We start from the raw sequence: 25,792 nt of genomic DNA, 5'->3' as shown, positions 1-25,792 counted from the left end.
ATGAAGATCGCGGTCGGCGGCATTCATACGGAATGCAGCACCTATTCCCCCTGCAGCAAACCGCGGATGATTTTAATGTCGTCCGCGGCAAAAAACTGCTTGAGCAATGCGGTCTGATGGAGGAGCGGTTTTCCAACGTTACCTTCAGCCCGCTGTTTCACGCGCGGTCCCTCCCGGGCGGTCCCGTAAAGCCGGACTGCTATTCAGCGTTCAAGACGCAGTTCCTTCAGGACCTGGAAGCCGTGCTGCCTGTAAACGGCGTCTTGCTGATCATGCATGGCGCAATGCACGTGCCTGGGCTGGAGGACGCGGAAGGTGACTGGATCGCCTCTGTTCGCCAGCTTGTCGGTCCGGCTGTTCCCATTGCTGTCAGCTATGACCTGCATGGCAATGTCACCCAAAAGATCATCAATCAGATCGACATCTTCTGCGCCTACCGGACAGCACCACATATCGATGTCAGGGAAACGCATGTGCGGGCCGCACTCGAACTCGCCGACCAACTGCGCGGCGGAAAGCGCCGCCTGGTCGCCGTTGCGCCCGTGCCGGTTTTGCTTCCGGGGGAAAAAACCAGCACCGAGGATGAACCGACCAGATCCCTTTACAACACTCTGCCGGATTTCGACCAGCGATCAGGAGTGAATGATGCCAATCTGATGGTCGGTTACGTATGGGCCGACACGCCCAGGGCCACAGCGGCCGCGGTTGTCACCGGTACGGACAAGGCTGCGGCCTCGCAAGCCGCTGAAGAGATCGCCGAGGCTTATTGGCACTCCCGCGCTCGCTTCGATTTCGGGGTTCCGACAAAGCCTTTGAGTGCCTGCCTGGAAGATGCAACGACAACAGAAACGTCGCCCTTCATCCTGGCAGACAGTGGCGACAACCCGACAGGTGGCGGCGTTGGCGACAGGGCAGACGTCTTGTCGGAATGGCTTTCCCGAGGTCTGACGGATGCGGTGTTTGCTGGGATAGCGGATCCTGCTGCCGTTGGGCGTGCCTGGACGTACAATGAGGGTGACGAGGCACAGCTCACGATTGGCGGGGCGCTCGGCAGTTCCTGCGCCCGGGTTTCAGCGACCTGCCGGATCATTGCCAAACTCGGCCAATCCTCGTCAGGCGATCGCGAATTGCTGGTCACCATTCGGAACAACCATGTCATCCTGACCGAACGGCGCCGACCGTTTCATGCTTTGGACGACTTTCGCCGATTTGGCCTTGAACCGGAAAAAGCGCGTTTTCTCATCGTCAAGTCCGGCTATCTTTCACCGGAACTCGCCCCCTTGGCGAACCCCGCACGGATGGCGCTCACCGAAGGATCTGTCAGCCAGGATATCTGCGGACTGGAAAACCAACATCGGCAATCCCCCTGTTTTCCCTTTCAGTCGTCGTTTGACTGGAAAGCCAAGGCGATCGTTTCTGCACGCGCACCAAACTGAATTCATAGGAAGCCGGACGACAGAAGGCAGACGGGACCGGTTCAAGGGCACTCCCCCGTCGATGGCCATGCCTGGTTTCCGGCGGCCTGTTATCGGAACTCAAGAGCACAATAGACTTGTTCAAGCGAAAAGAAGGAAAGGCTCCTGCCCGCCCGTTGTAGACGACTCACTGCAGCCAACGGGCAAAAATCTAGTCTTTCAGACTTAAAATACCTTCGAATACGTGCCGAGCACAAATAATGGTCTGGCTAAATTAGAAGCACAAAAAAATTAGCCGCCTGTACAACAGCGATACCTTTCCCCCTACTTTCAGCCACTTAGAAGGAACAGGCACTTTCGGGATTGTCTCAGACTTCCGTATATTGTTATTTTTTACAATATTGAATATGAACGAACGGTCAGTATGAAATCTCAGCTATGTTGGTGTTCTGCAAGAGGCAAAGCCCACCTGAACACGACCGCCAGTGGCATGATTGCCGTCATTGCTGGCATATCGGCTTTTTGACACACGGCCCCATCGACTGTGCTGAAGCCCGAAACGCTCTATCGGTAAAACGATAGGGCGTTTGTTTTACGCACAGGCAATTCTTCATTAAACATCCGAGATGATTGCGTGGATTGACGAGTCCACAGTCAACGGCGCCAAATCGCGCAAAAAACGCCCGAAAATGCGTGCAAAAATGTCACAGTCAAGAAACTTACGCTGAGGCATTGTAAGTTATGACGAGTCAAAACCGATCACGGGCGAGTGATTGACCTTGATATGCGGCCCTCAGACCACACTTATTACCGAAATGTAACTGATTAAGGGTGAATTTGTGATCTTTATTACACCCATTCGGCAGAATGTGGTGCGATAATGGCAAAATCGTGACCGCGCAAAATAGGGGCGCACGGCATAAACTATTGAAAAGTGTCCGAAAAGGACCGGCCAAGAGACCCCAAAAGCGGTGAATGAAGTTGTATTAGCCTTGGGAGGCGTACATGCAACGGAATAGCAAAGCAGGAATTCTTGCGCTTGGCCTCATCCTCGCCCTGGCGGGAAGCGCTACTGCGGCCCCATTGCCTCAGGAAACAATCACGTTGCCGGAGGACCGTCTTGCGGTCACAGTCGCGTCTGCCACCCAGGAACAGGTAGACCCGTTAGAGAGTGAACTGACCATTTGGGTGGGAGAAATTGAACTCGACGGTCGAAAGGCTGTTTGGGTCGAATTGATCGATTCCTATGGTGAAGTCATTTACGATTCCGAGGTCAGCACCAACGAAACGCATCTTTTGCCGGATGGTCGTGCCGTCGTTGTGCGGGCGATGGATCAGGACAACTTGGTAGCCGGAAAGGACGAATCCCGGCTCGTAAATGAAGGCTCCCTCATGGTGACGCGCCGCGTCGTCAACGAAGGCGCCGATGCAACAACCGTTGAGCTGATTGAAACCGGTAGCGAGCCCCTCCAGAAACGCGGTACCATGTTGCAGGTCGCCGATTTCGGTGAGATGGTCTGGAACAAGATCGTTGCGTTTTTTGATGCCGCCGGCTCGCGGGTCAAGGTCGCCTGGAACTGGCTGGTTGACACCATTCAGGCTTAAGGCCCGAACGCTGTTGTTTTTGCCCCGTCCGGCTGTCCGGGCGGGGTTTCTATTATTTGGCCAATCCCTCCGCTAAACCCGGTTTCCTCTTCTGTCCCACCGGTCCGACACTTCGACGCTGGAAAAAATTTAGAGAAATCATTGACCTGCGTGATCTGACCGTTTCCACTTGGCGTAACCCGACTGAACAATAATGATGAACCAGACTTTTGGGCCGTCGGTTTCACCGGCTCGTTGGTCACGCCGAAGGATAAACCATGCGGATTGCCGTCATCGGCTCCGGGATCTCCGGAAACAGCGCTGCCTGGGCGCTCAGTTCTTCACATGAAGTCGTATTGTACGAAAAAAGGCTTCGGCCCGGCGGACACAGCGCCACTGCCGACATTGATTATGATGGAGCCCCTCTTTCAGTAGACACCGGCTTCATTGTCTACAACGAACGCAACTATCCGAATTTCACGGCACTGCTCGATCACCTCGGGGTCGCCAGCGAAATAAGCGACATGAGTTTTGCGCTCTCTGCTGACGACGGCAAGCTGGAATGGTGCGGTGACAATCTGAACTCGGTATTCGCGCAGCGCCGGAACCTGGTCTCTCCACGCTTTCTCCGCATGCTGCGGGACATGTTCCGCTTCAACAAGAAGTCGGTTGAAGATCTTCGGCATGGTCGCCTGAACGGTGTCACGCTCGGGGCCTACCTGGACAACGAGCGCTATTCCGCCGGCTTCATCAACGACTACCTCCTGGCCATGGGGGCGGCGATCTGGTCGACGCCCATCAATGAAATGCGCGCCTATCCGGCAGAAAGTTTTGTTGCGTTCTTTGAAAATCACCGGCTTCTGTCCTTCGAGCGCCCGCTCTGGAGAACGATATCCGGTGGCAGCCGGAACTATGTGGAACGGCTTGTGGCGCCTTTGGCTGGCCAGATCCGTCTCGGAACCCCGGTTACCAACATTCTGCGCGAGGGTGGACGTGTCCACGTCACCGACAGCTCCGGCAACACGGACACCTTTGACCAGATTGTCCTTGCCAGCCACACCGACCAGAGCCTGGCCATGCTGGGCGATCCGAGCGAGGCGGAGCGCGATATCCTGGGTGCGATCCGGTATCGCCCGAACGAAGTCTACCTTCATCGTGACGAAAACCTGATGCCCAAAAACAAACGCGTATGGGCGTCCTGGAACTACATGTCCGACCGGGAGGCCGGAGAGACGCGCGACGTCACAGTCAGCTACTGGATGAACCGGCTCCAGAACATCGATCGGGCCAAACCCGTCTTCGTGACGCTGAACCCTTTCAAGGCTCCGCGCGAAGACCGGACATTTGCCAAATATGTCTATGATCATCCGCAGTTTGACGCGGCTGCGCTGGCTGCCAAAAAACGGCTGTCGGAGATACAGGGCGTGAACAACACCTGGTATTGTGGCGCCTGGCGCGGACACGGGTTTCACGAAGATGGACTTGCGTCGGGCCTGGACGTGGCGCAAGCGCTCGGTGCGCGTCTACCCTGGGATCAGGAAGAAACGCAGCCTCAGTTCCTGGACGCCGCCGAATGACGGGAAAGCCGAGCAATCGCTGGAGGGATAATGGACCGCCGCCGGAAGCGGCGGCCGCCCTTTACGACGGTGCGGTCATGCACCAACGCATGAAGCCGAGAGAGCATCGTTTCTCCTATTCCGTCTTCACGACGCTGCTTGATCTCGACCGGCTTCACGAAGCCGGAAAGCTGAGCAGGCTTTTTTCGATCAACCGCTTCAACCTTTTGTCTTTTCACGAGAAGGATCATGGCCCCAGGGACGGCACCTGCCTGCGTAGCCATGTCGAGCGCTTGTTGCGGGACAAACAGATCGACCGCCCGCACCGGATACTCCTGCTCGCCTATCCGCGTCTTCTCGGCTACGGCTTCAATCCGCTCAGTGTCTACTATGCCTACGACCGGCAGGATCAACTGACGGCACTGGTTTATGAAGTGCGCAACACCTTTGGCGGCCTGCACACCTATGTCGCCCCCGTGCGCGACGGACAGATCAGCGATGCCGGTATCCGACAGGAGCAACGCAAGGAGTTCTACGTTTCTCCATTCATCAGCATGGACCAGAACTATCACTTTCGAATGCTGCCGCCTGGTGAAACCGTGCGGGTCAGGATCCTGGAAACAGATGCCGAAGGCCCTCTCCTCTCTGCGACCTTCTCCGGCGCACTGAAGCCCTTTCGGACGAGCACACTCGTCAAGGCCTGCTTGCGTGTTCCCTTTCTCACGCTCAAGGTGATGAGCGCGATTCACTGGGAAGCCTTTAAAATCTGGCGCAAGCGTGTACCATTTCATCGTCGGCCCGACAGGGACGTACCGGATGGGGGACCGGTCCGTCACGTCCAAGAAACGGCGCTGGCATCAAAACAATGATATTTCAAGAGGTTCTGCCATGAGTGAGCCTATCGTCCTGACTCAGGAAAATCTCCGGAAAGAATTGAAGGGGACGCCGCGCCTAGCCCGCATGGCAGCGAGCCTGGCGCTGAAAATTCGCTACGGATCCCTGGAAATTCAGTTTCCGGATGGACGCACCTATCTGATCAACGGGCGGGAGGCCGGTCCGCACGGGGTTCTGAAAATCCATAACTGGAAATTCTTCCGAATGGCCGTGCAGGCGGGAGATGTAGGTGTCGGCGAAGCCTTCATGGCCGGATATTGGTCGTCTCCCGATGTGACGACCTTTCTCGAAGTCTTCTGCATCAACCAGGAATCAACCCTGGAAGCGCTGCAGGGGCGCCCGATATCGCGCTTCCTGTTGTCTATCCGGCATTGGCTGAATTCGAACACAAAGCGCGGGTCGAAACGCAACATCTCCGCACACTACGATCTGGGCAACGCCTTCTACAAGGAATGGCTCGATCCTTCGATGACCTATTCCTCGGCCATCTACAGCAACGAGACCAACAATCTCGAACAGGCCCAAAAGGAAAAATACGCTTCACTTGTGCGCCAAACAGGCATTGAACCGGACCACACGGTTCTGGAAATCGGCTGCGGCTGGGGTGGATTTGCCGAACATGTCGCCAAGACAGTCGGTGCCCATGTGCGGGCGCTTACCATCTCCAGGGAGCAGTTCGAATATGCCAGCGAGCGCATTTTCAAGGCCGGCCTGAACGAGAAGGTCGACGTGGTCTTTCAGGACTACAGAGATGAAAAAGGTGTCTTCGACCGCATTGCGTCAATCGAGATGTTCGAGGCCGTCGGAGAGAAGTACTGGCCGACCTACTTCCGGCAATTGTCCACCTGCCTGAAACCGGGTGGCCGGGCAGGTTTGCAGATCATCACGATCCAGGACACCATGTTCGAGGATTACAAGCGCGGCACCGACTTCATCCAGCGCTATATCTTTCCAGGCGGCATGCTTCCGCCGCCAACCCGGCTTATGGAAATCGGCAAATCGCTGGGTCTGGACCTCATGGATCAGAAGATTTTCGGGCAGGACTATGCCCGCACGCTGGCGGAATGGCGACAGCGGTTCCGCCAGGCCTGGCCCCAAATCAGCCCGCTCGGGTTTGACGAACGGTTCAAGCGTCTCTGGGAGTTCTACCTGCACTATTGCGAAGCCGGTTTTCGCGCCGGCAACATCGATGTGCGCCAGATGGTCTATGTCAAATCGGGCTGAGGGCCTTGGCGACAGCAGAAATGAAAGGCCGGTTGCTAACCGGCCTTTTTTTGTGACCAGCCCGTGGTGCGCTTCAGCAGGGCAAAATAGGCCCGGTAGGGCAAAAGTTGCAAGAATTTGAGCTGCCGAACAAAGGGGCCAGGAAAGGCAATTTCGAACCTTTTCGGATGGTTCAATCCTTTCACGATTTCCCGTGCGGCTTCCTCGACCGTCATCAGATGCGGCATTGGAAACGGGTTGGACTTTGTTGCGGGCGTGTCCACAAACCCCGGATTGATCAGCTGAATGCGAATACCGGCGAGATCCAGATCGAACTTCAGCGACTCGACCATGTTGATCAGGCCCGCCTTGCTCGCTCCGTAGGCCGCAGATGTCGGCAGACCGCCATAGCCGGCCACCGATGACACAACACCGATCTGTCCCCTGCCCCTTTCCTTCATGCGATTGATCACCGGCAACAGAACGTTGACCGTCCCCATGAGGTTGACCTCGAAGGTTTTGCGATAGTCTTCGACATGACCGGAGAGACCGTCCTGCGGCAGATAGATGCCGGCATTCGCAACCAGAAGCACCACCGGTCCAAGGTGTTCCTCGATCTCCGCCGCCATGTGCTCCATCAGCTCGGTGTTTGCCACGTCGCCTGCATAGGCACAGATCCGTCCGCTCAGATCGGCAGCCCGCTCCTCAAGTTCCGTAAGGGCGGACAAGGATCTGGCCGTGACGACGACAGTCCATCCAGCTCGTGCCAGATCAATCGCAAGCTGACGCCCGATCCCTGAACTTGCACCAGTGATCCAGACGCAACCGTCATCCGGAATGGCAACATATTGTTTTTTCGGCAAAACAGTCTCCCAAATGATTTGCGTGTTCTACGCAAACCACCTGGGGGTCGGATCTCATTTAACGCATGAAGGGCGCAAACCATCGTCCGACCGGGCCTGTCAGCTGCAGGCGGCCTGCAGTCACAGCGAAACAGATGCAGTCTTCGCCCTCGTCTGCCACAGGCTTGTGATCGACATCTCCGTCGGCATAGGCAAGGTCGCCTGCAACGTAATGCCCGTCCTCGTCCCGGAACCCGCCTTTCAGGACCAGCGTCAATTCAGTGCCGTGATGCGTATGGGAGGGCATCGCGCGGCCCGCTCGCACCCACAGGAGGCTGCTGTTGCAGCCATCGATCTCTTCAAACTTGCATTCCTTGACACCCGGCAGCAGTGTTTTCCACGGAAGGTTTTCAAGCGTGTCCCCGACAATTGCCTGAAGGGACCCGGGAACACCGGACGTCTGCATGCCAGCAGCCCGTGTCAACGGGGCTCCAGGAAGATTGTCGTTGAGATCGGCGGCGTCGGTCTCGAATATGGCAGAGAGTGCCGTCTCGCGATCAGATAGAGCAACGGGTTCGCAGCTCTCGAGACCCGAACCGGCAAGTGTCTCCAGTGACGAGACATAGCTGCGGTTCTGGCCGCTCAGCTCGAGATGCGCACCAACCAGTGCCTGGGCCGGATAGGACAAGGTCCCGGCCGCGTAGCCGGCCAGCAGTTCATCCATTCCGGTCACGTTCTTTTCCATTGCCGCTCTCATAAAACTCCAGCGTCTTAAGTTATCTTAAGCGCGTTACGCTGCGCCGCGTTGCTTGGATCATCATTTACACCATAAATATTTGAAATTGAGATTCAGTCCAGCTTCTGGGCCGATTAATTGCCGGCCCACCTTCAATCGGACTGCAAAAAAGCCTGATTCCACGGTGTTCCCGGCTGGTATTCAGATCTCATCACATTACATTGCAAACTTGATCAAGGTGCCGGAGACCTTTAGCGTCCGGTGCTCGTCAGAAAAATCTGTCCGGCATGAGCTCCGGAACAGATCAGCCAGGAACCAATAATATGTCTGTGTCCGCTTCTGTTGTCGATGCGATCGGGAACACGCCCCTCATCCGCCTGAAGGCCCTTTCCGAGGAAACCGGTTGCGAGATCCTTGGAAAAGCGGAATTCATGAATCCGGGTCAATCCGTCAAGGACCGCCCAGCCCGCCAGATGATTCTGGAGGCCGAGGCACGTGGCGATTTGAAACCTGGTGGGGTCATCGTGGAAGGCACAGCCGGTAACACGGGCATCGGGCTGGCGCTGGTGGCAAGCGCCCGCGGCTACCGGACGGTGATCGTGATACCGGAAACCCAGAGCCAGGAAAAGAAGGACATGCTGCGCCTCTGCGGTGCAGAGTTGGTCGAGGTTCCGGCCAAACCGTTCAAGGACCCGAACAATTATCAGCATGTCGCGCGCCGTCTGGCTGAAGACATGGCGAAGACCGAGCCGAACGGCGTCATCTTTGCCGATCAGTGGAACAATCTCGACAATCGCAAAGCCCACTTTACGACCACCGGTCCGGAAATTCTGGCCCAGACCGGCAACCGGGTCGACGGTTTCATTTGTGCGGTCGGTTCGGGTGGAACGCTCGCCGGAGTTTCCACTTACCTGCAGGAAAACAAACCCGGTGTCGTAATCGGCTGCGCGGATCCGCGCGGTGCGGCGATGCAGTCGCTTTTCACCTCGGGCGACGCGGTTGCCTCAGAAGGCGGCTCCGTTTCGGAAGGCATTGGTCTTGGCCGCAGTACAGTGATTGTCGAAGACCTCAAGATCGATCATGCCTGGACCATCCCGGACGAAGAGGCCCTGCCGCTTGTCTTTGACCTTGCCGAGAAAGAAGGGCTTCTTCTGGGGGGATCGTCTGCAATCAATCTGGCTGGTGCACGCCGCCTGGCACGCGAACTCGGTCCGGGCAAAACCATTGTGACCATCTTGTGCGATCACGGCACAAGGTATCAGTCGAAACTCTATAATCCGGAGTTCCTGCGGTCGAAAAACCTGCCGGTTCCGGCCTGGCTGGAGCGTGAGGTTACCATCACGCCGCCGTTTGCCTGAGCGCTGAAGCGCCAAACGACCCATGGAACAGGATGCTCCCGCAATCCCTGACACTGGTGGCCCCGCTGAGACGGTGATTCACGACGCAGTGACAGATGCGGGTCTCCTGGACACCATGGCCAACAACCTTGGGCTGGTCGCGGCTTTCGTTGCGGCCCTCTACGTCACGGCCGGGATCTGTGCGGTACGCGAGGTCATGAATTCCCGGACGTCACAAGGATCTGCTGCCTGGCTGCTGTCACTGTTTTTTCTGCCCTATGTCACCGTGCCGCTTTACTTTGTTTTCGGATGGCGTTCCTTCAGCGACTACGCCAAGATCCAGGCGACGCTCGGCCGGTCCGAGCGGGCGCGACGCGCGGATGAACTCGGCCTGACGGATCACGAGGAAACACGGGACTGGCCAGTCCTGTCTCGTGTGGCTGGTGTTCCCTTCCTGGCGGGCAACAAGGCCAGTCTCCTGATCGATGGCGAAGCAACCTTCGGCGCAATCAAGGACGCAATCGCACGCGCGAAAACCGTCATTTTCTTCCAGTTTTTTGCCATTCATGATGACGCACTCGGCCGCGAAATGGCCGCTGCGTTGATCGAGCGGGCAAAGACAGGTGTCGAGGTCTATTTCCTCTATGACGATGTTGGCAGCCACGCGCTGTCGCGAGAGTTCATCCACCGCCTGAAGGACGCCGGTGTGCGCGTTTGCGGTTTCAATGAAAACCACAAATTCCTCAGATTGCTGGGTCCGATGAGGCTCAATTATCGCAACCACCGCAAACTGGTCGTCGTCGACCATGTCGAGGCCTTTGTCGGTGGGCACAATGTGGCTGACCAATATGTCGGGCGCAACAAATGGTTCGGACACTGGCGGGACACGCATGTTCGGGTCGAAGGCCCTGCTGCGGTTGCCTGTGCGCTCTCCTTTGTCGAAGACTGGCTCTGGGCCAGCGGCAATCAGATCGAACTGCCCCAGGTCACCGAAATCCCGATGCCTGGCGATGAATCGGTGCTTGTGATGCCAACCGGACCGGCCGACAAGCTGGAGGAATGTGCCCTTGCCTTCGTCGAAGCGGCGGCGCAGGCCAAGCGGCGGCTCTGGATCACGACACCCTATCTGGTACCATCTCTCGACGTGCAAACCGCGCTATGCGCGGCCGCCATGCGGGGTGTGGATGTGCGCATTCTTCTGCCCGAGAAACGGGATCACTGGACGGTGTGGCTGGCAAGCCATGCCTATGAAGACACATTCGTTCAGCGTGGCGTAAAGGTCTATCGTTATACGGACGGGTTCCTTCACTCCAAGGTTACCCTGATGGACGACAACCTTGTGTCCATTGGCACGGTCAATTTCGACAATCGGTCCTTCCAGATCAATTTCGAGCTGACATTGTGGTTCACCCACGAGCGGATGATCCGGAATGTCGAAACCATGCTGACTACTGATTTTCAGAATGCACGGCTGACCTGGCCGGACGCTTTTCAGTCTCGCAGTTATGTATTCCGGGTGCTGGCTCAGGGAGCCAGACTACTTTCCCCGATCCTGTAATTGACGGGCATTTTGGCGCCGCACGCTCTGGTTTATCTTCCGGCTTTGCCCTAGATTGGCGCCCTCGCGCTTACCAGGGCCCCTCATCAATGACTTTCCTGCCAGACGTCTCCACGCTTCTTGCCTTTACCGCCGCCTGCCTGGTGCTTTCCATTACGCCAGGACCGGACATGACGCTGTTTATGAGCAAGACGCTCACACAAGGTCGCATGGCGGGCCTCGCAGCCGTTTTCGGCGCAACCGCAGGCCTGGTTGTGCACACGGTTCTGGCCGCCATCGGCGTCTCTGCGCTCCTGGCCGCCTCGGAACTCGCCTTTACGATCCTGAAAGTCGTCGGCGCCGCCTATCTGATCTGGCTCGCCTACCAGGCGGTTCGAAACGGGTCCAGTTTCGCGCTTGAAGCGGTCAAAGTTCGCAAACAACCGTTCCACAGGGTCTGGCTGCAAGCACTCGGCGTCAACATCCTCAACCCGAAAATCGTGCTCTTTTTCGTTACGTTTCTGCCGCAATTCGTCAGCGCAAGCGATCCGCACGCAGTCGGGAAACTGCTGTTTCTCGGCTTCTATTTTGTTGCTCTCGGAACCCCCATCTGTGTCTTGATGGTGCTAGGTGCAAGTGCCTTTGCCAAGTTCTTGAAATCCTCGCCGGCTTTCATGCGGACGTTTGACTGGGCTTTTGCCGGTATCATGGGCACATTCGCGTTGAAACTGCTTGTGGCCAACGCCAATCGTTGACCGACATGCCTCTGCGGTAACCAGTTGCCAGGCCAGTCCCGGCACCCTGTTTCAAGGTGACGTCTGCAGTTTTCATGTCAATACGGTGCGCCGGCCAGGAGATCCCTCAAGCCGGATGGGCCGACCTCCGCCAGCTTTCGAAATTCCCGCGACAGATGATGCCGGTCCGAATATCCGGAGAAATAGGCGACGTCTTCGAGGTTGGTGGCACCCGGGCAAGCATTTGTGTGGCCGATCTCAAGCGTATGAAACGTGCCAGCTGGCCGTAGCCAAGCCCTGCCTCCGACAACCGGCGCGACAGACTGCGTGGAGACATCCCGATTCGGGCAGCGGTCGCAGGCAGTCCGGCGTGAGCTCCGTGAACGTTTTCGAGAGTGGAGATGACACGGGCGAGCAATCCGGTATGCACCATTTTGCCCTCTCCCCTCCTCAGGTGCTGAAACTCGATATGCGGCGGATGTGCGGGTTTCACGTGCATGGTGTCGTCGCCCTCCGCCAGCCGGAAGACAATATCACTGTCAAAATCCAGGGCTTCACCGACAAATGTTCCAAACCGGTAGAGCGGTTGAGCGGCGCGCCCGCGCGGTATCGACCAGATGCCTGCCAAAACCAAACCGGCACTGTCGAGCGTGCCGGCGGCGACACCAGCAAGCATCGCCGGTCCATAAGGTTTCCTGTTGGCCGGACTAATCAGATATGGGGACAGGACCAAGTCGGGCCCGAGTTCGCGCGAAACAAAGCAACTTTTTCCGGCGGTTTCCTTGAAGCGAACATCGGCTTGAAGCGCAAGAAAACCGCGCCACCGCCGGACGAGTTCCGACACAGTCGGTGACGAGGTCAGAACAAGGCTGAGCACATCGAATGCTTTTGGCCGCCCAAGTGCCCGTGCCAGCCAGAAAACTGCGTCACTGCCACGCTGCCGGTAGAGCCGGTCGATCGGTGTCAGCGGATCTGTCGCCGCGGCTATGATGCTCGCGTCACCCTCGTAGAGCTCCGGATAACGCTGCATGGCCTGTTGGGCAAACGTCCGCAGCCACCAGTTCCAGTGAACCGCATAGGCTTCGCCGAAGGGCGCCTTCACCGGCTTTTGCTGTCCTGCGGTCATCAGTTTTCTGCCTGCCCGAAATTTTGGCACGGATATTCACAGGCCTCCGTCAACCTCCAGAACAAGATAACGCCGCCGCTTGGACTTAGCCAAGGGGTTGAGACACATGGATGAAATCTCGCCGAGGACCAAATGCACAACTTCAAACCCGGAATTGAACGATTGGGTCTGTTTCTGCTGATGACAGTGACAATCGCACCTTTGGCACTGGCCGATCCTGTCAACCTGACCGCAGACGAAATCAAGACGATGATGTCGGGCAATTCAATCTATGGCTTCTTTCCGGATGGTGTCACTCAATACCGTCAGAACAACCATCAGGACGGTATCGCCGTTGTTGTGGTCAAAGGCGACATGATCCGCAATATCCCGTGGGAGGCCGTCGAAATCGACGGCAAGGGCCATTATTGCGAAGACTGGAGCGCGGACGGGTGGGGCAAACTGTGCTTCACGGTGACGCGGGAAGAGACGGATCAACCCGTTTTCACCAACGCCAAAGGCGTCTCGAACAAGCAGAACTGGACGGAAGGATTTGTCGACCTGAATTTTGAGGACTAGTCGACGGTCTCCTAACTGAGGCAGTCACCAGAAGTCCTTTAAACCCGTTTTGTGCCAACACCCGCGAACCAGTCGGTTTGCGGGCGTTGTCTGTGGTGCATCCGGCAAGACTCAAAATTTTAGCCCTTGCGTAGTTGGCCGAACGTTGCTCAAGTCAGACCATTGCCGGACCCTGGAGAGCCTAATGACCACCCCTTTGTTTCGAGACGACGCCTATCTTCGGACCTGCGAGGCCGTGGTGCAAAACGTCAATGAACGTGGTGGAATTTTGCTCGACCGGACAGTGTTTTATGCGACCGGCGGCGGCCAGCCCGGCGACTGCGGCAGTCTTGAACTGGAAGACGGTAGCCGCATCGAAATCGCGACCGCTGTTTATGACGCTGACAAGTCGACTGTTGTGCACGTTCCCGCAGAGGGACAGGCAGTTCCCGAAATCGGAAGCCGTTTGACGGCACATATCGACTGGTCGCGCCGCTACCGGCTGATGCGCATGCATACGGCCCTTCACTTGCTGTCCGTTGCCCTGCCCTATCCTGTTACGGGCGGCCAGATAGGTGACGGTGAAGGCCGCCTGGACTTCGACATGGGTGAAGAAACCGTCGACAGGGAAGCATTACTTGAAACACTCAACGAGCTTGCCGGCGGCGACCACGATGTCACGACCGAGTGGATTACGGACGAAGAGCTGGACGCCAATCCGGACCTTGTGAAAACCATGTCGGTAAAACCACCTCGCGGTTCCGGGCGGGTGCGTCTGGTGCGCATCGGAGGCGATGTCGATTTGCAGCCCTGTGGTGGCACGCATGTGGGCAAGACCTCCGAAATCGGCCCGCTCGAACTTGGAAAAATCGAGAAAAAGGGCAAACAGAACAGGCGCGTGCGAATCCGCCTGACGGATTGAGGCGCGCGCACGCCTGTGGCTGAACCGGGAGGCCGGACATGAAATTATCAGGAAGCTGTCGTTGCGGTGCCATCTCCTTCGAACTGGAGAGCAAGGCCCCTTATCCGTATATGCGCTGTTATTGCTCCATTTGCCGAAAGGTCGGCGGCAGCGGTGGATATGCGATCAATCTGATGGCAGATGCAGGCAGCTTGAAGGTTCAGGGCGCTGAGTCCAAGTCCGTCTACAACGCGATCCTTGACGGTAAAACCAGCCCTGCGGAACGTCACTTCTGCCGTTCTTGCGGTTCGCACCTATGGGTCTGGGACCCTCGCTGGCCGGAACTGATCCATCCGCATGCCGGATCAATTGATACCCCCTTGCCTGTGCCACCTGAAACGGTCCATATCATGTTGGCCTACAAACCGGACTGGATCGATGTTCCAGATGGCCCGGGTCACATTCATTTCCAGCACTATCCCGACCAGTCCATTGAAGAATGGCACCGGTCCAAAGACCTTCTCGAGACCTGAGGAAACAAGATGACTGACCATCCGCTCGTATCCACTCAATGGCTGGCCGATCACTTGTCGTCGCCGGATCTGGTGGTCATCAATGCCTGGATGCCGCCAGTTACCCATCCGGATGCACCTCCGGTCTATCCGAATGCGCATGTTCCGGGTGCCATCTTCTTTGACGTCAATGAAATCTGCGACACCTCCAGCGAGCTGCCGCATATGCTGCCCGCGCCGCATGTTTTTTCTTCTGCCATGCGGAAACTCGGCATTGGAGATGGCCAGACGCTGGTGGTCTATGATGACTTTGGCTTCTACTCCGCTCCGCGAGTTTGGTGGACGCTGCGCAGCATGGGTGCGGAACGCGTTTATGTCCTGGATGGCGGGTTTCCGAAATGGCGCGCCGAAGGGCGGCCCTTCGTCGATGACGATACACGGCGCGTTCAGAGCCATTTCTCTGCGCGCCTCAACAACGGCGCCGTGGCCGATCTGGGCGACATAAAAACGGCAATCGCCACCGGAAACCGCCAGATCCTGGATGCACGTTCTGCCGAACGTTTTTCCGGAGAAGCCCCGGAACCGCGCGCCGGATTGCGCAAGGGGCACATGCCGACGGCGCTGAACCTGCCCTTTACCCAGCTTATCCGGGAAAACGGCACGTTCCTGTCACGAGATGAGCTCAAGGAAGTCTTCGAAAAGGCCGGTGTCGACCTTTCCAGGCCCGTCACAACCACCTGCGGCTCCGGCGTGACGGCCGCCATATTGACGCTCGCGCTGACCATCCTGGGCGCGCGTGACCTGGCCCTGTACGATGGATCCTGGGCGGAATGGGGAAGCCGCGACGACACAGACATCGTCGCAGCCGGAACCTGAAACCGGTGCCCTAGGTCCCCGTCTTCAAGGTGTCGAAAAAGGCGCGGATTTCATTGGAGATGGAATTCGCGCTTTCAGACATTCTGCTCGCAGCCGATCTCAGATTGGTGGCTGCACCATCGGTCGTTTCAACGGCGTCACCGACACCGGATATGTTCTCGTCAAGTGTCTGAGCTCCCGCCGCGACTGTCTGCACGCTGTGCGATATTTCCTGGGTCGCAGCTCCCTGTTCCTCAACAGCAGCAGCAATTGACGCAGTCATCTCATCCAGCTGATTGACGACTTCCGAGATCGTCTGGATCGACGCAACCGCATTGTCGGTACTTTCCTGGATTTCGAGAACCTGCTGGCTGATTTCTTCTGTCGCCTTGGCCGTTTGCTCTGCAAGTGTTTTGACCTCGCTTGCAACAACCGCAAAGCCCTTGCCGGCATCCCCCGCACGCGCTGCTTCGATCGTTGCGTTCAAGGCGAGCAAATTTGTCTGTTCGGCGATGGCCTGAATGAGCCCGACCACATCTCCGATTTTTTGTGCCGCGCCAGCCAGACTGGCGACCTTCTGGCTGGATTCTTCCGTTCCCCCGGCGGCCTGACTGGCGATCTGTGAAGCGCCGCTGATCTGCTTGGAGATTTCCTGGATCGAACTGGAGAGTTCTTCCGTTGCCGAAGCCACGGTCTGGACGCTGAGATTGGATTCGCTCGAAGCCGTGCCCGCGGCACTGACCTGATCCCGGGCTGACATTGAGACAGCTGCGAGCTGTTCAGCTTCATCGGCGACACCGCGGGCATCCTCGTCAACAGACGCGAGCGGGGCCTCGACGCGTTCCTGAAATCCACTTATGGCCCGGTTCAGTCTGTCCGTCTGTTCGGCACGTTCCTGAAGAAGCCTTTCCTCATACGTGGAAATCGCAAGATCCATGTCCAGCATGACTGCCGATGTCACGTGGTCGAGCATCCTGCCAAGGTTCTTGCCGGACAGGCGATATTTGCGGACGAGAAATTCATGCAACCGGATCAGCACAAACCGGTATCCGGCGATATACCAGCGCGGTTCGAGACCGATCTGGCAATGGACGTGGCCAATCCTGTTGATGCTGTCGCGATAGGCCTGGTCGAAGCCGCTGGTAAACAGTTTCTCCCAATGCTGCTTTTGCGCTGACACCAGACGCGGTTGCTGATCTCCCACCAGCGCCGCCAGCTCCGGACGTGTCCTAACATGCGCATAGAACTCGGCGAGCACGCCGTCCAACGCAGGCTGTAGAACGGGCCACAACCCCTGAAGGTCCTTTATCGTTTCCTGGTCGATCTGCGCAAATATTAGTCTCGTATGAAAGTCATTTTCCTGATCAGGCATATTGTCCACCCTCAAAAATCTAACCCTAGGTCATCCTTAAAAAGTGAACAAATGCTGAAGTGTTTTCAGGCCCTGATACAATTCTCGATTACATTCCTTTCTTCGAATTTTTTTCACTAGAAAAAACTGACAATATCTTTTTGAGAGAGAGCCTCCCTGGCACAACCGACCCACAGCCATACCACGAATCGCCCGCTTGAAAGGCAACGGATCTTGCGGACGTCCAACTGCTTCCCACCCAGTTTCTGCCTCTTTTTTCAGCAGCCAGGCGACGTCGAACCTGCCCCTATTCCGCCGGCTGAGAGACAGGTTTCTGGCTGGAATTTGTCTTGCGCCTGCGCTCCAGTCTGATCAACGTATCCGCTCGGGTTCCCGGCAAATGGTGATCGGGCCAGATTTCAAGGGCATTCACCAAATCACCTCGAGGATAGTCGGCCAATACCCTGTCGCGAACTGTCTTTGAGATCCGCGCGCGGCCCATTCCAAAGACGTCGCACATGGCACCTCGCGAAAGAAGATGGGCCTCGACCCCATGAAGGCGAGCGGACACATGCCCATTCAGATGGAGGCCGATCGCGTTGGAAATCTTGCGGACCTTTGCGCGATCATGTCCCTTGCCGACGAGGTGATGCCTGCACCGCTCTGCGCCGGAAACAACAAAGCAGCACTGCCCGGGTTCAACCGAACGGCCTGCGGCCAGACCGACATCGTGCAATATGGCTGCCGCGAAGAGAATTTCCTTGTCAACAGACAGGCCCCGATAGCCGCCAAGCAGCAGCGCCCAATAATAGGTTCGCCAACTGTGTCGCATGAGTTCCAGGTTCTGAACGTCATCAGCAAATTCAAGCGCGTCGCACACAAGTGCTGTATCCGGTGGCTGCAACCCCTCCAGTTCGGTGCCGTAGGCATTCATCAGACCCAACCGGGATTTGAGACTGTCTGCAACCTGCAGCGTGAACATGCGCCCCATGTTGAAAATCAGCCGTGCCTTTTCGCTGGAGGTCAAGCGCCCCTTGCTGAACTCACCCTGACGCCGGCCCCATTCAACCGTTCCCATCTCTGTTTTGATCTCGGGCATGTCCAACAACCTTTCCATCACCACCTCCTCTATTTTTTGTACCGTATCGCACAAAAATAGACATGTCGATCGTTTTATGCGAACTGGTATAAAATGAAAACCGAGAGCAAACGCGGACGGCCGAGGCAATTTGACGAGGAGATCGTACTCGATCAGATCATGCAGGTGTTCTGGCGACACGGTTACGCCGCAACCAGCCTCGATCAGATCGCCGCTGCAACAGGGCTGAACAGGCCAAGTCTGTATTCTGCGTTCGGCAGCAAGAAAGCCATGTATCTCAAGGTTATCGAGCGATTTGCCGATCAGATGCACATCCATCTTCGCGAGGCCGGCTTGTCCCAGACCGGCGCAAATGCGCGAATGAAGGAAATCTTGTCCGCAGCAATCGATCTATACACCGGCAAATCGTTTCACACAGATGCGGCCTATGGATGTTTCGCGATCACCACCCTTCCCGCTGAGATAATGGACGACACAGATTTTCAATCCGCGCTTTCGCAGGTTTTGACGCGGACCGATCGCGGCTTTGCCTCCCTGATCCGGTATGAGGCCAACGGCGCCATGGCTGAGCAGGACATTCAGGAGGTCGCTCAGCAGCTGGCCCTGGTTTTGCACGGCCTTTCCATTCGCGCCCGGGCCGGAGATTCCCCGGATCTCTTGAAGCGACTGGCTGCAAGCGCTGTGGACCGCTTGCTGCCGGAAACGTCAAAGAGCGTTGTGGAGCGTTAGGGAACTCGTCAGGCCGAAGGGAAGCGGTGTCCATAAACCGGTTTGATAGCCTCCCTCGCGCAACATACGCGCGGTCCAGGTATTGCACCCCAAAAACGCGTTAAAACCGCCCTTGGCCGGAAAAAAAATGTCGTGGCCATCATAGGCCGCACCGATGATCGGAACCGGGTGATCGCCTTCAGCCAGAAAACTGTCGCCGATTGCTTTCTGCAAGCGTTTAAAACTGGAGGCCTCCAGATCGAGAGCCAGAACCGTGTCCAGGTTCTCGGGAATGGCTCCGGCCCGGCGGACATGCATCACCGATTCATCCCAGGTGAACGCCCTCAAGACAGGTCCGGCGCTAAGATGCCCCCAGGTTGGCGTTTCTATGCAGAAAGCCCGGCTCCCCCAACCGAAGACAACCCAATGCACACCGGGAAAGTCCAGATCCAGACCGCTTTCGGTAACGAACCCGAATGCACTCAAAACGTCCGGGTCGGCCGGAAGGGCAATGTCGGTGTGGATGGGATTGGACAGAACCAGGATGCGCCGTGTCTCAGGCGACGGGTCGGGCAACTTGGCCTCAACCGAGCTGACTGACGCAAAAGGCCTCGGAATCACAATTCCGAGGCCCATCGCAAGTGCCAATGCAAGAACAGCAGTCACAAGGCTCAAGACGCCCTGTCTCAACAGACGTGCCATTCCTGCTTGAACCAGATCAGTGATGAAGGATCTGGCTGAGGAACAGCTTGGTCCGCTCGTGCTGCGGATTGGTGAAGAAGTCTTCCGGCTCGTTCTGCTCCACGATCTGGCCTTCATCCATGAAGATCACCCGGTTGGCGACCTTACGGGCAAAGCCCATTTCGTGCGTGACGCAAAGCATGGTCATGCCTTCTTCGGCAAGACCGACCATCACGTCCAGAACTTCCTTGATCATTTCCGGATCAAGCGCCGACGTCGGCTCATCAAACAGCATGATCTTCGGGTTCATGCAAAGCGAACGGGCAATCGCCACGCGCTGCTGCTGACCACCTGAGAGCTGACCCGGGTATTTCAGAGCCTGTTCGGGGATCTTGACGCGCTCAAGATAATGCATCGCGATCTCTTCGGCTTCCTTCTTCGGCATCTTGCGCACCCAGATCGGAGCCAGCGTGCAGTTTTCCAAAATGGTCAGGTGCGGAAAAAGATTGAAGTGCTGGAAACACATTCCGACTTCGCGGCGGATCTCGTCGATCTTCTTCAGGTCATCCGTCAGTTCGATGCCGTCCACGATGATGTTGCCGGCCTGATGCTCTTCCAGCCGGTTGATGCAACGGATCATGGTGGACTTGCCGGACCCGGAAGGGCCGCAGATGACGATGCGCTCGCCGCGCATGACTTTCAGGTTGATGTCGCGCAGGACGTGAAAGTCGCCATACCACTTGTTCATGTTCTTGATTTCGATGGCGACGTCCGTGTCGGACACCTGCATTTTGGAGCGATCGGCAGCGATCTCTTCCGGATTTACAGCGTTCTCAGACATGAGATTTTACTCCAAGAGTGTCTTATGGCCGGGGCGCTGCGGGTCATCGCGCGCCCCGGAATTGGTGTGCTAGCGTTTGTGTCCCGTGTGCAGCTTCTTCTCCATGAAGATGGAGTATCGCGACATGCCGAAGCAGAACACGAAGAAGACAATTGCAGCAAAGAGATAGCCGGTGTGGCCCTGGCTCGGTGTCGACCAGGTCGGATCCGTGAAGGACGACTGGATCTGGCCGAGAAGGTCGAACATGCCGACGATCAGAACCAGGGTCGTGTCCTTGAACAGGCCGATGAAGGTGTTGACGATGCCCGGAATCACGAGCTTCAGCGCCTGCGGCAGAATGATGAGATACATCATCGGCCAGAAACGTAGCCCGACTGCCATGGCCCCTTCATACTGGCCTTTGGGAATAGCCTGGAGACCACCACGCACGACCTCGGCCATATAGGCCGCGGAAAACAGCGTCACGCCGATCAGAACGCGCAGCAGTTTGTCGAAGGTCACGCCCTCCGGCAGGAACAGCGGCAGCATCACCGAGGACATGAACAAGACGGTGATCAGCGGAACACCACGCCAGAACTCGATGAAGATGATCGACACCATCTTGATGATCGGCATTTTCGAGCGCCGGCCAAGGGCCAGAGCAACGCCGAGCGGCAAGGAGGCAACGATGCCGGTCACTGCGATGACGAGCGTCACCAGCAACCCGCCCCAGACAGCCGTTTCAACGATCGGCAGGATAACCGCATCGCCGATCACCAGACCGGTCAGCAGGAAATAGGCCACGATCGGGAAAACGACAAGGAACAGGATCGCATTGGTCTTCTTGAAAGGCGCGCTCGGGATCGCAAGCGGCACCAGCAGAAGAAGGAACAGTGCATAGACGATGTTCACACGCCAGATTTCATCGACCGGATACCGACCATAAATGAACTGCGGCAAATACGCCTTTACATAGGCCCAGCACGCCCCACCATGACCGCCATCCTGCGGCAGACAGGCCTCACGGTTTTCACCGGTCCAGACCGCGTCGATCAACGCGAACTGGATGAAAGGCGCGACGATTGAGTAGGCAAGAAGAATGCCTACGACCGTCAGAATGGTGTTGCCGATGGAGGAGAACAGGTTCTGCCGCATCCAGCCGATGGCACCGGTGGTCGAGACCGGCGCCGGCATGCGCGGCGCCTCCTCGGTTCGGATCTGAAAGATATCAGTGTTAGCCATGATTGCGCTCCTTACCGTTCCACGAGCGCCATGCGCTGGTTGTACCAGTTCATGAAGGCCGACGTGAGCAAGCTGAGCGACAGGTAGACTGCCATCCAGATGCCGATGATTTCAATCGCCTGACCGGTCTGGTTGAGAACCGTGCCCCCGACGGACACGAGATCCGGGAAGGCAATGGCCACGGCCAGAGACGAGTTTTTGGTCAGGTTCAGATACTGGCTGGTCAGCGGCGGAATGATGACGCGCATGGCCTGCGGGATCACCACGAGGCGCAAGGTCGGGCCGTTGCGGAGACCGAGCGCATGCGCCGCTTCCGTCTGGCCATGTGACACGGCCTGGATACCCGCTCGAACGATCTCGGCAATGAAGGCCGCGGTGTAGATCGCAAGGGCAGCCGTCAGAGCCAGGAACTCTGGAATGATGTTGATGCCGACATTCAGTTCAAAGCCCTGGCGGATGCGCGGGCCCGTGTCGACAAACACCGGATGCTCCAGGTGCATTGGCATGCCCATGACCAGGTAGGCCAGCAGCGGCAAGCCGATGATCAGGCCGACAGCCGTCCAGAACATCGGGAATTGCTGCCCGGTCGCATCCTGGCGTTTGTGTGCCCATTTGGAGATCACGATACTGGCGACAATTGCAACAACAAGCGCAATGCCGATCATGAAGGATCCCGGTTCCCAGATCGGCTTAGGCAAACGAAGACCGCCGATATTCAGGTGAACCGTGTCAAACAGCGACCACTTCTCGCGTTTGCCCGGCACGGCCCGTAGCACTGCAAAATACCAGAAGAAGATTTGCAGCAGCAGCGGAACGTTGCGGACCAGCTCGACATAACAATAAGCGATGCGGCTGATCACCCAGTTGTTGGAAAGACGTGCAATTCCAACCACAAAGCCGATGATAGTCGCAAAGAAGATGCCGACAACAGCAACGAGAATGGTATTGAACAGGCCGACAACAAGAGCCGTGCCGTAGCTCGACGTCTCCGAATAGGGCACCATCGACTGGATAATGCCGAAACCGGCCGTGTTTTCAAGAAAGCCCCAACCGGAGGCAATGTTTTGCCGTTCCAGGTTGGCGATCGTGTTGGTAACGATGAAATACCCAAAAAAGACCAACGCGGCAATCAGGAGCACCTGATAAAACAGCCCGCGGACTTTGGGATCGTTCAACAGCGAAGCACGCGCCGGCGCCCCCGCCGAGTCCTGCTCCATTACTGACATAGAACCTCGCCCAAGTTTTCACGAAAGAGCCCGGCCCGAAGCCTCTCCTCGATCGTGACTGTACTGCTTCCCTATCGCGCCTTGGCAGCACGCCCCTATCGTGGAAGCAGTCTGTTCCCCCACGCGATTTCGGACTGATGTCCTTTTTTTATGCGTGGAATTTATTGAGGGTTCCGGCAGTGACCCGCCGGAACCCCTTCAATCCTCAGTCAAAGATGAGGATTATTAGCGAACCGGCGGAGCGTACATGAAGCCGCCGTCGTTCCACAGGGCGTTCACGCCACGGGAGATGCCGAGCGGAGTGTCCGGGCCAACGTTTGCGTTGAAGGACTCTTCGTAGTTACCGACGTTCTTGACGATGTTGTAAGCCCAGTCGTTGCTGAGGCCGATGGCTTCACCGAACGCGCCTTCAACGCCGAGCAGGCGCTTGATGGACGGGTTGTCGGAAGACTTCATTTCGTCAACGTTTTCAGACGTCACGCCGAGTTCTTCAGCGTTCAGCATGGCGTTGAGGGTCCACTTTGCGATGTTGAACCACTCGTCGTCGCCCTGACGAACAACCGGACCAAGCGGCTCTTTGGAAATGATTTCCGGCAGAACCATGTGGTCGCCCGGGTTGGTCAGCTTCAGACGCTGGGCATAGAGACCGGAAGCATCCGTGGTGTAGACGTCGCAACGGCCGGCGTCATATGCAGCAACAACTTCGTCGGCCTTTTCGAAGGCAACGATTTCGTACGGCATGTTGTTCGCACGGAAGTAGTCAGCAACGTTCAGCTCGGTCGTGGTACCGGTGTTGGTGCACACAGACGCGCCGGACAGCTCCAGAGCGGAGGTCACGCCCAGGTCCTTGCGAACCATGAAGCCCTGACCGTCATAGTAGTTAACACCGGCAAAGTTCAGACCCAGCTGGGTGTCACGGGACATGGTCCAGGTGGTGTTGCGGGACAGAACGTCGACTTCGCCGGACTGCAGAGCGGTGAAGCGCTCTTTAGCGGACAGCGGGGTGTACTTTACAGCGGAAGCGTCGCCGAATACGGCAGCGGCCATCGCGCGGCAAAGGTCAACGTCGAGACCGGTCCAGTTCCCCTGTGCATCCGGGTTCGAGAAGCCCGGAAGACCCTGGCTCACGCCACACTGAATGAAGCCCTTAGCCTTGACGTCTTCCAGCGTCGTTGCACCGGCAGCCGTCGTCGCGGCGACTCCCATAGCAGCGCCGATTACGAGCGGAAGGATTTTTTTCGACATGGATATGCAGCCTTTATTTGTTACCCATACTTTTTTACGTCGGGTTCTTTCGAAAGAGGTCGTCCCCGTCTCGCGTTCCGGACGGTTACCGGCCTTGACAGCCGTTTCCTCCAGACCTCTTTCGTCCCAACCCAACGCCCCCCATACGATGGCATTTAGCCGTTCGGGTCAAGTACTTGCTTCAAGTATCTCGTCAAAATTCTGGTGCAATTCGCCAATTCCAGCCTCAATTGCTGCACAAACAGCGAACATGGCTAATCCGAAATCATCCAATGCCTAAAAAGGCTTCAATCCATTTAAACACATTCGCGGCTTCGTTAACGCTACCGACAAAATCCATGACAATAATGCTCGTCCGGGAAAGGATTTGTTGACCAGCTTGCAGGCGCAACCGAGATGACTAAAGTGTGCCGTCTCTACCGGGCCGCGCGCGCCCGCCTTCCCGACACCACCCAGGCACCAGAAAACATGTCCAGTTCCGATTCCCGCTCCAACCTGAAACCCGACACCCAACTCGCCCATGCAGGGCGCGATCCGCTTGGCTTTCATGGTTTTGTCAATCCGCCAGTCGTGCATGCTTCGACCGTGCTCTACCCGGATGTCGGCACCATGGTCACGGGCGGACAAACCTATTCCTATGCCCGCCGCGGTAATCCGACGACTGATTCCCTTGAAGGCGCCCTCAAGGAGATTGAAGGCGCGGCCGGTGTGAAGCTGGCCAATTCCGGCCTGAACGCCATCGCGCTGGCGATCCTGTCCTGCGTCAAGGCGGGAGACCATATTCTGATCGCCGATACAGCCTATGGCCCGACCCGGCATTTTGCCGACACGGTCCTGCCGGGAATGAACATCGCTGTGGAGTACTACGATCCTTCGATCGGTGCGGAAATCAAGTCGCTGTTCCGGCCGGAAACCACAGCGGTCTTTACCGAAGCCCCCGGTTCGCTGACATTTGAAATGCAGGACGTTCCGGCCATTGCCGCGGCAGCCCACGAGATCGACGCGACTGTCCTGATGGACAACACCTGGGCCAGCCCCCTGTTCTGCCAACCTATCGCGTTCGGTGTCGATCTCTCCATCCAGGCGGGCACGAAGTATATTGTCGGCCATTCCGACGCCATGCTTGGAACGATCGCTGCCAGCGAGAAGGCCTGGAAGGGTCTCGACGCCCTGCACGGCGCCATGGGGAGCCACGTTGCACCGGATGATGTTTTCCTCGGGATGCGCGGCCTGCGAACGCTGTCCGTCCGTCTGGAGCGCCATCAGCGCAACACCCGCATTGTGCTGGACTGGCTGAAGGACCAGGAGCAGATCGGCCAGATCCGCTATCCGGCGCTCGAAACAGATCCGGGCCACGCCCTGTGGAAGCGCGATTTCTCCGGAGCGTCCGGTCTGTGCGGCTTTGACTTCAGGTCCAGCACCACCCAGGAGCAGGCCTACGCTTTTCTCGATGCACTGACCCTGTTCGGGCTCGGCTATTCCTGGGGCGGGTTTGAAAGCCTGGCCATTCCGGTCCGCCTCAAGGGCATGCGTTCGGCCACGAAGGTCGATCCGGACCTGCAGTCCGTGCGTCTTCATATCGGCCTGGAAGACCCGGAAGACCTGATCAAGGATATGGCGCACGCGCTGGACAAGGCATTCGGGTAATCAC

General features: G+C 57.3%; 23 protein-coding genes and 1 pseudogene. 14 read left to right on the top strand and 10 right to left on the bottom strand.

Going from position 1 to position 25,792, the window contains the following annotated elements; all coding sequences use genetic code 11:
* The 5 genes and pseudogenes from CHH27_RS04900 (at window position 1) to CHH27_RS04880 (ending at window position 6,673) form a co-directional block, all read left to right on the top strand.
* Window positions 1-1,436: pseudogene (locus CHH27_RS04900) on the top strand (M81 family metallopeptidase).
* Between the two features lie 984 nt (window positions 1,437-2,420).
* The gene (locus tag CHH27_RS04895; RefSeq protein ID WP_208988572.1) at window positions 2,421-3,020 is read left to right on the top strand and encodes a hypothetical protein; all 600 of its coding nucleotides are present in this window, start codon (window positions 2,421-2,423) and stop codon (window positions 3,018-3,020) included.
* A 257-nt stretch (window positions 3,021-3,277) separates the two neighbouring features.
* Window positions 3,278-4,576 carry an NAD(P)/FAD-dependent oxidoreductase gene (locus CHH27_RS04890; protein ID WP_094070588.1) on the top strand — a complete coding sequence of 433 codons (1,299 nt, stop codon included), beginning with the start codon at window positions 3,278-3,280 and terminating at the stop codon, window positions 4,574-4,576.
* The gene (locus CHH27_RS04885) at window positions 4,573-5,424 is read left to right on the top strand and encodes a DUF1365 domain-containing protein (protein WP_094070587.1); all 852 of its coding nucleotides are present in this window, start codon (window positions 4,573-4,575) and stop codon (window positions 5,422-5,424) included. The genes CHH27_RS04890 and CHH27_RS04885 overlap by 4 nt, the downstream gene beginning before the upstream one ends.
* Window positions 5,425-5,443: 19 nt before the next feature.
* Entirely contained in the window at window positions 5,444-6,673 is a 1,230-nt protein-coding gene (locus tag CHH27_RS04880) for a cyclopropane-fatty-acyl-phospholipid synthase family protein (protein WP_094070586.1), read from the top strand.
* Between the two features lie 35 nt (window positions 6,674-6,708).
* On the opposite strand, the gene CHH27_RS04875 is transcribed toward CHH27_RS04880, so the two are convergent.
* Both CHH27_RS04875 and CHH27_RS04870 read right to left on the bottom strand, forming a co-directional pair.
* Window positions 6,709-7,515 carry an SDR family oxidoreductase gene (locus CHH27_RS04875; protein WP_094070585.1) on the bottom strand — a complete coding sequence of 269 codons (807 nt, stop codon included), beginning with the start codon at window positions 7,513-7,515 and terminating at the stop codon, window positions 6,709-6,711.
* 58 nt (window positions 7,516-7,573) lie between these two features.
* A complete protein-coding gene (locus CHH27_RS04870; protein WP_094070584.1) occupies window positions 7,574-8,239 on the bottom strand; it encodes a ChrR family anti-sigma-E factor in 666 nt (221 codons plus the stop codon).
* A 314-nt stretch (window positions 8,240-8,553) separates the two neighbouring features.
* Here CHH27_RS04870 and CHH27_RS04865 point away from each other — a divergent pair, with 314 nt between their 5' ends.
* From CHH27_RS04865 to CHH27_RS04855, 3 genes are all read left to right on the top strand, one after another.
* Window positions 8,554-9,588, top strand: a complete 1,035-nt coding sequence (locus CHH27_RS04865) for a cysteine synthase A (protein ID WP_094074526.1) — start codon at window positions 8,554-8,556, stop codon at window positions 9,586-9,588.
* Between the two features lie 73 nt (window positions 9,589-9,661).
* Complete coding sequence (gene cls / locus CHH27_RS04860) at window positions 9,662-11,125, top strand: cardiolipin synthase (protein WP_371681822.1); 1,464 nt, start codon at window positions 9,662-9,664, stop codon at window positions 11,123-11,125.
* A gap of 89 nt (window positions 11,126-11,214) precedes the next feature.
* Window positions 11,215-11,859, top strand: a complete 645-nt coding sequence (locus CHH27_RS04855) for a LysE family translocator (protein WP_094070582.1) — start codon at window positions 11,215-11,217, stop codon at window positions 11,857-11,859.
* A gap of 106 nt (window positions 11,860-11,965) precedes the next feature.
* On the opposite strand, the gene CHH27_RS04850 is transcribed toward CHH27_RS04855, so the two are convergent.
* The gene (locus tag CHH27_RS04850) at window positions 11,966-12,964 is read right to left on the bottom strand and encodes a hypothetical protein (protein ID WP_094070581.1); all 999 of its coding nucleotides are present in this window, start codon (window positions 12,962-12,964) and stop codon (window positions 11,966-11,968) included.
* Between the two features lie 132 nt (window positions 12,965-13,096).
* On the opposite strand from CHH27_RS04850, the gene CHH27_RS04845 reads away from it, so the two are divergent.
* The 4 genes from CHH27_RS04845 to sseA all read left to right on the top strand — a co-directional run bounded on the left by CHH27_RS04845 (window position 13,097) and on the right by sseA (window position 15,790).
* Window positions 13,097-13,522, top strand: coding sequence for a hypothetical protein (locus tag CHH27_RS04845; RefSeq protein ID WP_094070580.1), 426 nt, complete (start codon window positions 13,097-13,099; stop codon window positions 13,520-13,522).
* A 184-nt stretch (window positions 13,523-13,706) separates the two neighbouring features.
* A complete protein-coding gene (locus CHH27_RS04840) occupies window positions 13,707-14,423 on the top strand; it encodes an alanyl-tRNA editing protein (RefSeq protein WP_094070579.1) in 717 nt (238 codons plus the stop codon).
* A gap of 38 nt (window positions 14,424-14,461) precedes the next feature.
* Window positions 14,462-14,935 (top strand): GFA family protein, encoded by a 474-nt coding sequence (locus tag CHH27_RS04835; protein WP_094070578.1) that lies wholly within the window; start codon window positions 14,462-14,464, stop codon window positions 14,933-14,935.
* Between the two features lie 9 nt (window positions 14,936-14,944).
* Complete coding sequence (gene sseA, locus CHH27_RS04830; RefSeq protein WP_094070577.1) at window positions 14,945-15,790, top strand: 3-mercaptopyruvate sulfurtransferase; 846 nt, start codon at window positions 14,945-14,947, stop codon at window positions 15,788-15,790.
* A gap of 10 nt (window positions 15,791-15,800) precedes the next feature.
* On the opposite strand, the gene CHH27_RS04825 is transcribed toward sseA, so the two are convergent.
* Both CHH27_RS04825 and CHH27_RS04820 read right to left on the bottom strand, forming a co-directional pair.
* On the bottom strand, window positions 15,801-17,141 hold the full coding sequence (locus tag CHH27_RS04825; protein ID WP_094074525.1) for a globin-coupled sensor protein: 1,341 nt from the start codon (window positions 17,139-17,141) through the stop codon (window positions 15,801-15,803).
* Between the two features lie 286 nt (window positions 17,142-17,427).
* Window positions 17,428-18,531, bottom strand: coding sequence for an HD domain-containing protein (locus CHH27_RS04820; protein ID WP_247646192.1), 1,104 nt, complete (start codon window positions 18,529-18,531; stop codon window positions 17,428-17,430).
* On the opposite strand from CHH27_RS04820, the gene CHH27_RS04815 reads away from it, so the two are divergent.
* Window positions 18,427-18,948, top strand: a complete 522-nt coding sequence (locus CHH27_RS04815) for a TetR/AcrR family transcriptional regulator (protein WP_247646247.1) — start codon at window positions 18,427-18,429, stop codon at window positions 18,946-18,948. The genes CHH27_RS04820 and CHH27_RS04815 overlap by 105 nt on opposite strands.
* On the opposite strand, the gene CHH27_RS04810 is transcribed toward CHH27_RS04815, so the two are convergent.
* The 5 genes from CHH27_RS04810 to CHH27_RS04790 all read right to left on the bottom strand — a co-directional run bounded on the left by CHH27_RS04810 (window position 18,925) and on the right by CHH27_RS04790 (window position 24,141).
* Window positions 18,925-19,629: a TIGR02117 family protein gene (locus CHH27_RS04810; protein WP_094070575.1), complete on the bottom strand. Its 705-nt coding sequence runs from the start codon at window positions 19,627-19,629 to the stop codon at window positions 18,925-18,927. The genes CHH27_RS04815 and CHH27_RS04810 overlap by 24 nt on opposite strands.
* Before the next feature lie 16 nt (window positions 19,630-19,645).
* Window positions 19,646-20,449: an amino acid ABC transporter ATP-binding protein gene (locus CHH27_RS04805; RefSeq protein ID WP_094070574.1), complete on the bottom strand. Its 804-nt coding sequence runs from the start codon at window positions 20,447-20,449 to the stop codon at window positions 19,646-19,648.
* Between the two features lie 69 nt (window positions 20,450-20,518).
* Window positions 20,519-21,670 carry an amino acid ABC transporter permease gene (locus CHH27_RS04800; protein WP_094070573.1) on the bottom strand — a complete coding sequence of 384 codons (1,152 nt, stop codon included), beginning with the start codon at window positions 21,668-21,670 and terminating at the stop codon, window positions 20,519-20,521.
* Window positions 21,671-21,681: 11 nt separating this feature from the next.
* Window positions 21,682-22,896, bottom strand: a complete 1,215-nt coding sequence (locus CHH27_RS04795) for an amino acid ABC transporter permease (RefSeq protein ID WP_094070572.1) — start codon at window positions 22,894-22,896, stop codon at window positions 21,682-21,684.
* Window positions 22,897-23,121: 225 nt separating this feature from the next.
* The gene (locus tag CHH27_RS04790; RefSeq protein WP_094070571.1) at window positions 23,122-24,141 is read right to left on the bottom strand and encodes an amino acid ABC transporter substrate-binding protein; all 1,020 of its coding nucleotides are present in this window, start codon (window positions 24,139-24,141) and stop codon (window positions 23,122-23,124) included.
* Between the two features lie 468 nt (window positions 24,142-24,609).
* Between CHH27_RS04790 and metC the strand changes: the two genes are divergently transcribed.
* Window positions 24,610-25,788, top strand: a complete 1,179-nt coding sequence (gene metC, locus CHH27_RS04785; protein WP_094074523.1) for a cystathionine beta-lyase — start codon at window positions 24,610-24,612, stop codon at window positions 25,786-25,788.
* Window positions 25,789-25,792: the final 4 nt, after the last annotated feature.

Origin of the sequence: Labrenzia sp. VG12, assembly GCF_002237595.1 — a bacterium.
Classification (GTDB): Bacteria; Pseudomonadota; Alphaproteobacteria; order Rhizobiales; family Stappiaceae; genus Roseibium.
This window is presented reverse-complemented; position numbering and strand designations above follow the sequence as displayed.

Excerpts from the sequence above, each read along its gene's own strand:
- CHH27_RS04870 (WP_094070584.1), bottom strand. The coding sequence starts at position 8,239 with ATGGAAAAGAACGTGACCGGAATGGATGAACTGCTGGCCGGCTACGCG.
- CHH27_RS04850 (WP_094070581.1), bottom strand. The coding sequence starts at position 12,964 with ATGACCGCAGGACAGCAAAAGCCGGTGAAGGCGCCCTTCGGCGAAGCC.
- CHH27_RS04825 (WP_094074525.1), bottom strand. The coding sequence starts at position 17,141 with ATGCCTGATCAGGAAAATGACTTTCATACGAGACTAATATTTGCGCAG.
- CHH27_RS04890 (WP_094070588.1), top strand. The coding sequence starts at position 3,278 with ATGCGGATTGCCGTCATCGGCTCCGGGATCTCCGGAAACAGCGCTGCC.
- CHH27_RS04845 (WP_094070580.1), top strand. The coding sequence starts at position 13,097 with ATGCACAACTTCAAACCCGGAATTGAACGATTGGGTCTGTTTCTGCTG.
- CHH27_RS04840 (WP_094070579.1), top strand. The coding sequence starts at position 13,707 with ATGACCACCCCTTTGTTTCGAGACGACGCCTATCTTCGGACCTGCGAG.
- sseA (WP_094070577.1), top strand. The coding sequence starts at position 14,945 with ATGACTGACCATCCGCTCGTATCCACTCAATGGCTGGCCGATCACTTG.
- CHH27_RS04835 (WP_094070578.1), top strand. The coding sequence starts at position 14,462 with ATGAAATTATCAGGAAGCTGTCGTTGCGGTGCCATCTCCTTCGAACTG.
- CHH27_RS04805 (WP_094070574.1), bottom strand. The coding sequence starts at position 20,449 with ATGTCTGAGAACGCTGTAAATCCGGAAGAGATCGCTGCCGATCGCTCC.
- CHH27_RS04795 (WP_094070572.1), bottom strand. The coding sequence starts at position 22,896 with ATGTCAGTAATGGAGCAGGACTCGGCGGGGGCGCCGGCGCGTGCTTCG.
- CHH27_RS04880 (WP_094070586.1), top strand. The coding sequence starts at position 5,444 with ATGAGTGAGCCTATCGTCCTGACTCAGGAAAATCTCCGGAAAGAATTG.
- CHH27_RS04895 (WP_208988572.1), top strand. The coding sequence starts at position 2,421 with ATGCAACGGAATAGCAAAGCAGGAATTCTTGCGCTTGGCCTCATCCTC.
- CHH27_RS04865 (WP_094074526.1), top strand. The coding sequence starts at position 8,554 with ATGTCTGTGTCCGCTTCTGTTGTCGATGCGATCGGGAACACGCCCCTC.
- metC (WP_094074523.1), top strand. The coding sequence starts at position 24,610 with ATGTCCAGTTCCGATTCCCGCTCCAACCTGAAACCCGACACCCAACTC.
- CHH27_RS04885 (WP_094070587.1), top strand. The coding sequence starts at position 4,573 with ATGACGGGAAAGCCGAGCAATCGCTGGAGGGATAATGGACCGCCGCCG.
- CHH27_RS04855 (WP_094070582.1), top strand. The coding sequence starts at position 11,215 with ATGACTTTCCTGCCAGACGTCTCCACGCTTCTTGCCTTTACCGCCGCC.
- CHH27_RS04810 (WP_094070575.1), bottom strand. The coding sequence starts at position 19,629 with ATGGCACGTCTGTTGAGACAGGGCGTCTTGAGCCTTGTGACTGCTGTT.
- CHH27_RS04800 (WP_094070573.1), bottom strand. The coding sequence starts at position 21,670 with ATGGCTAACACTGATATCTTTCAGATCCGAACCGAGGAGGCGCCGCGC.
- CHH27_RS04790 (WP_094070571.1), bottom strand. The coding sequence starts at position 24,141 with ATGTCGAAAAAAATCCTTCCGCTCGTAATCGGCGCTGCTATGGGAGTC.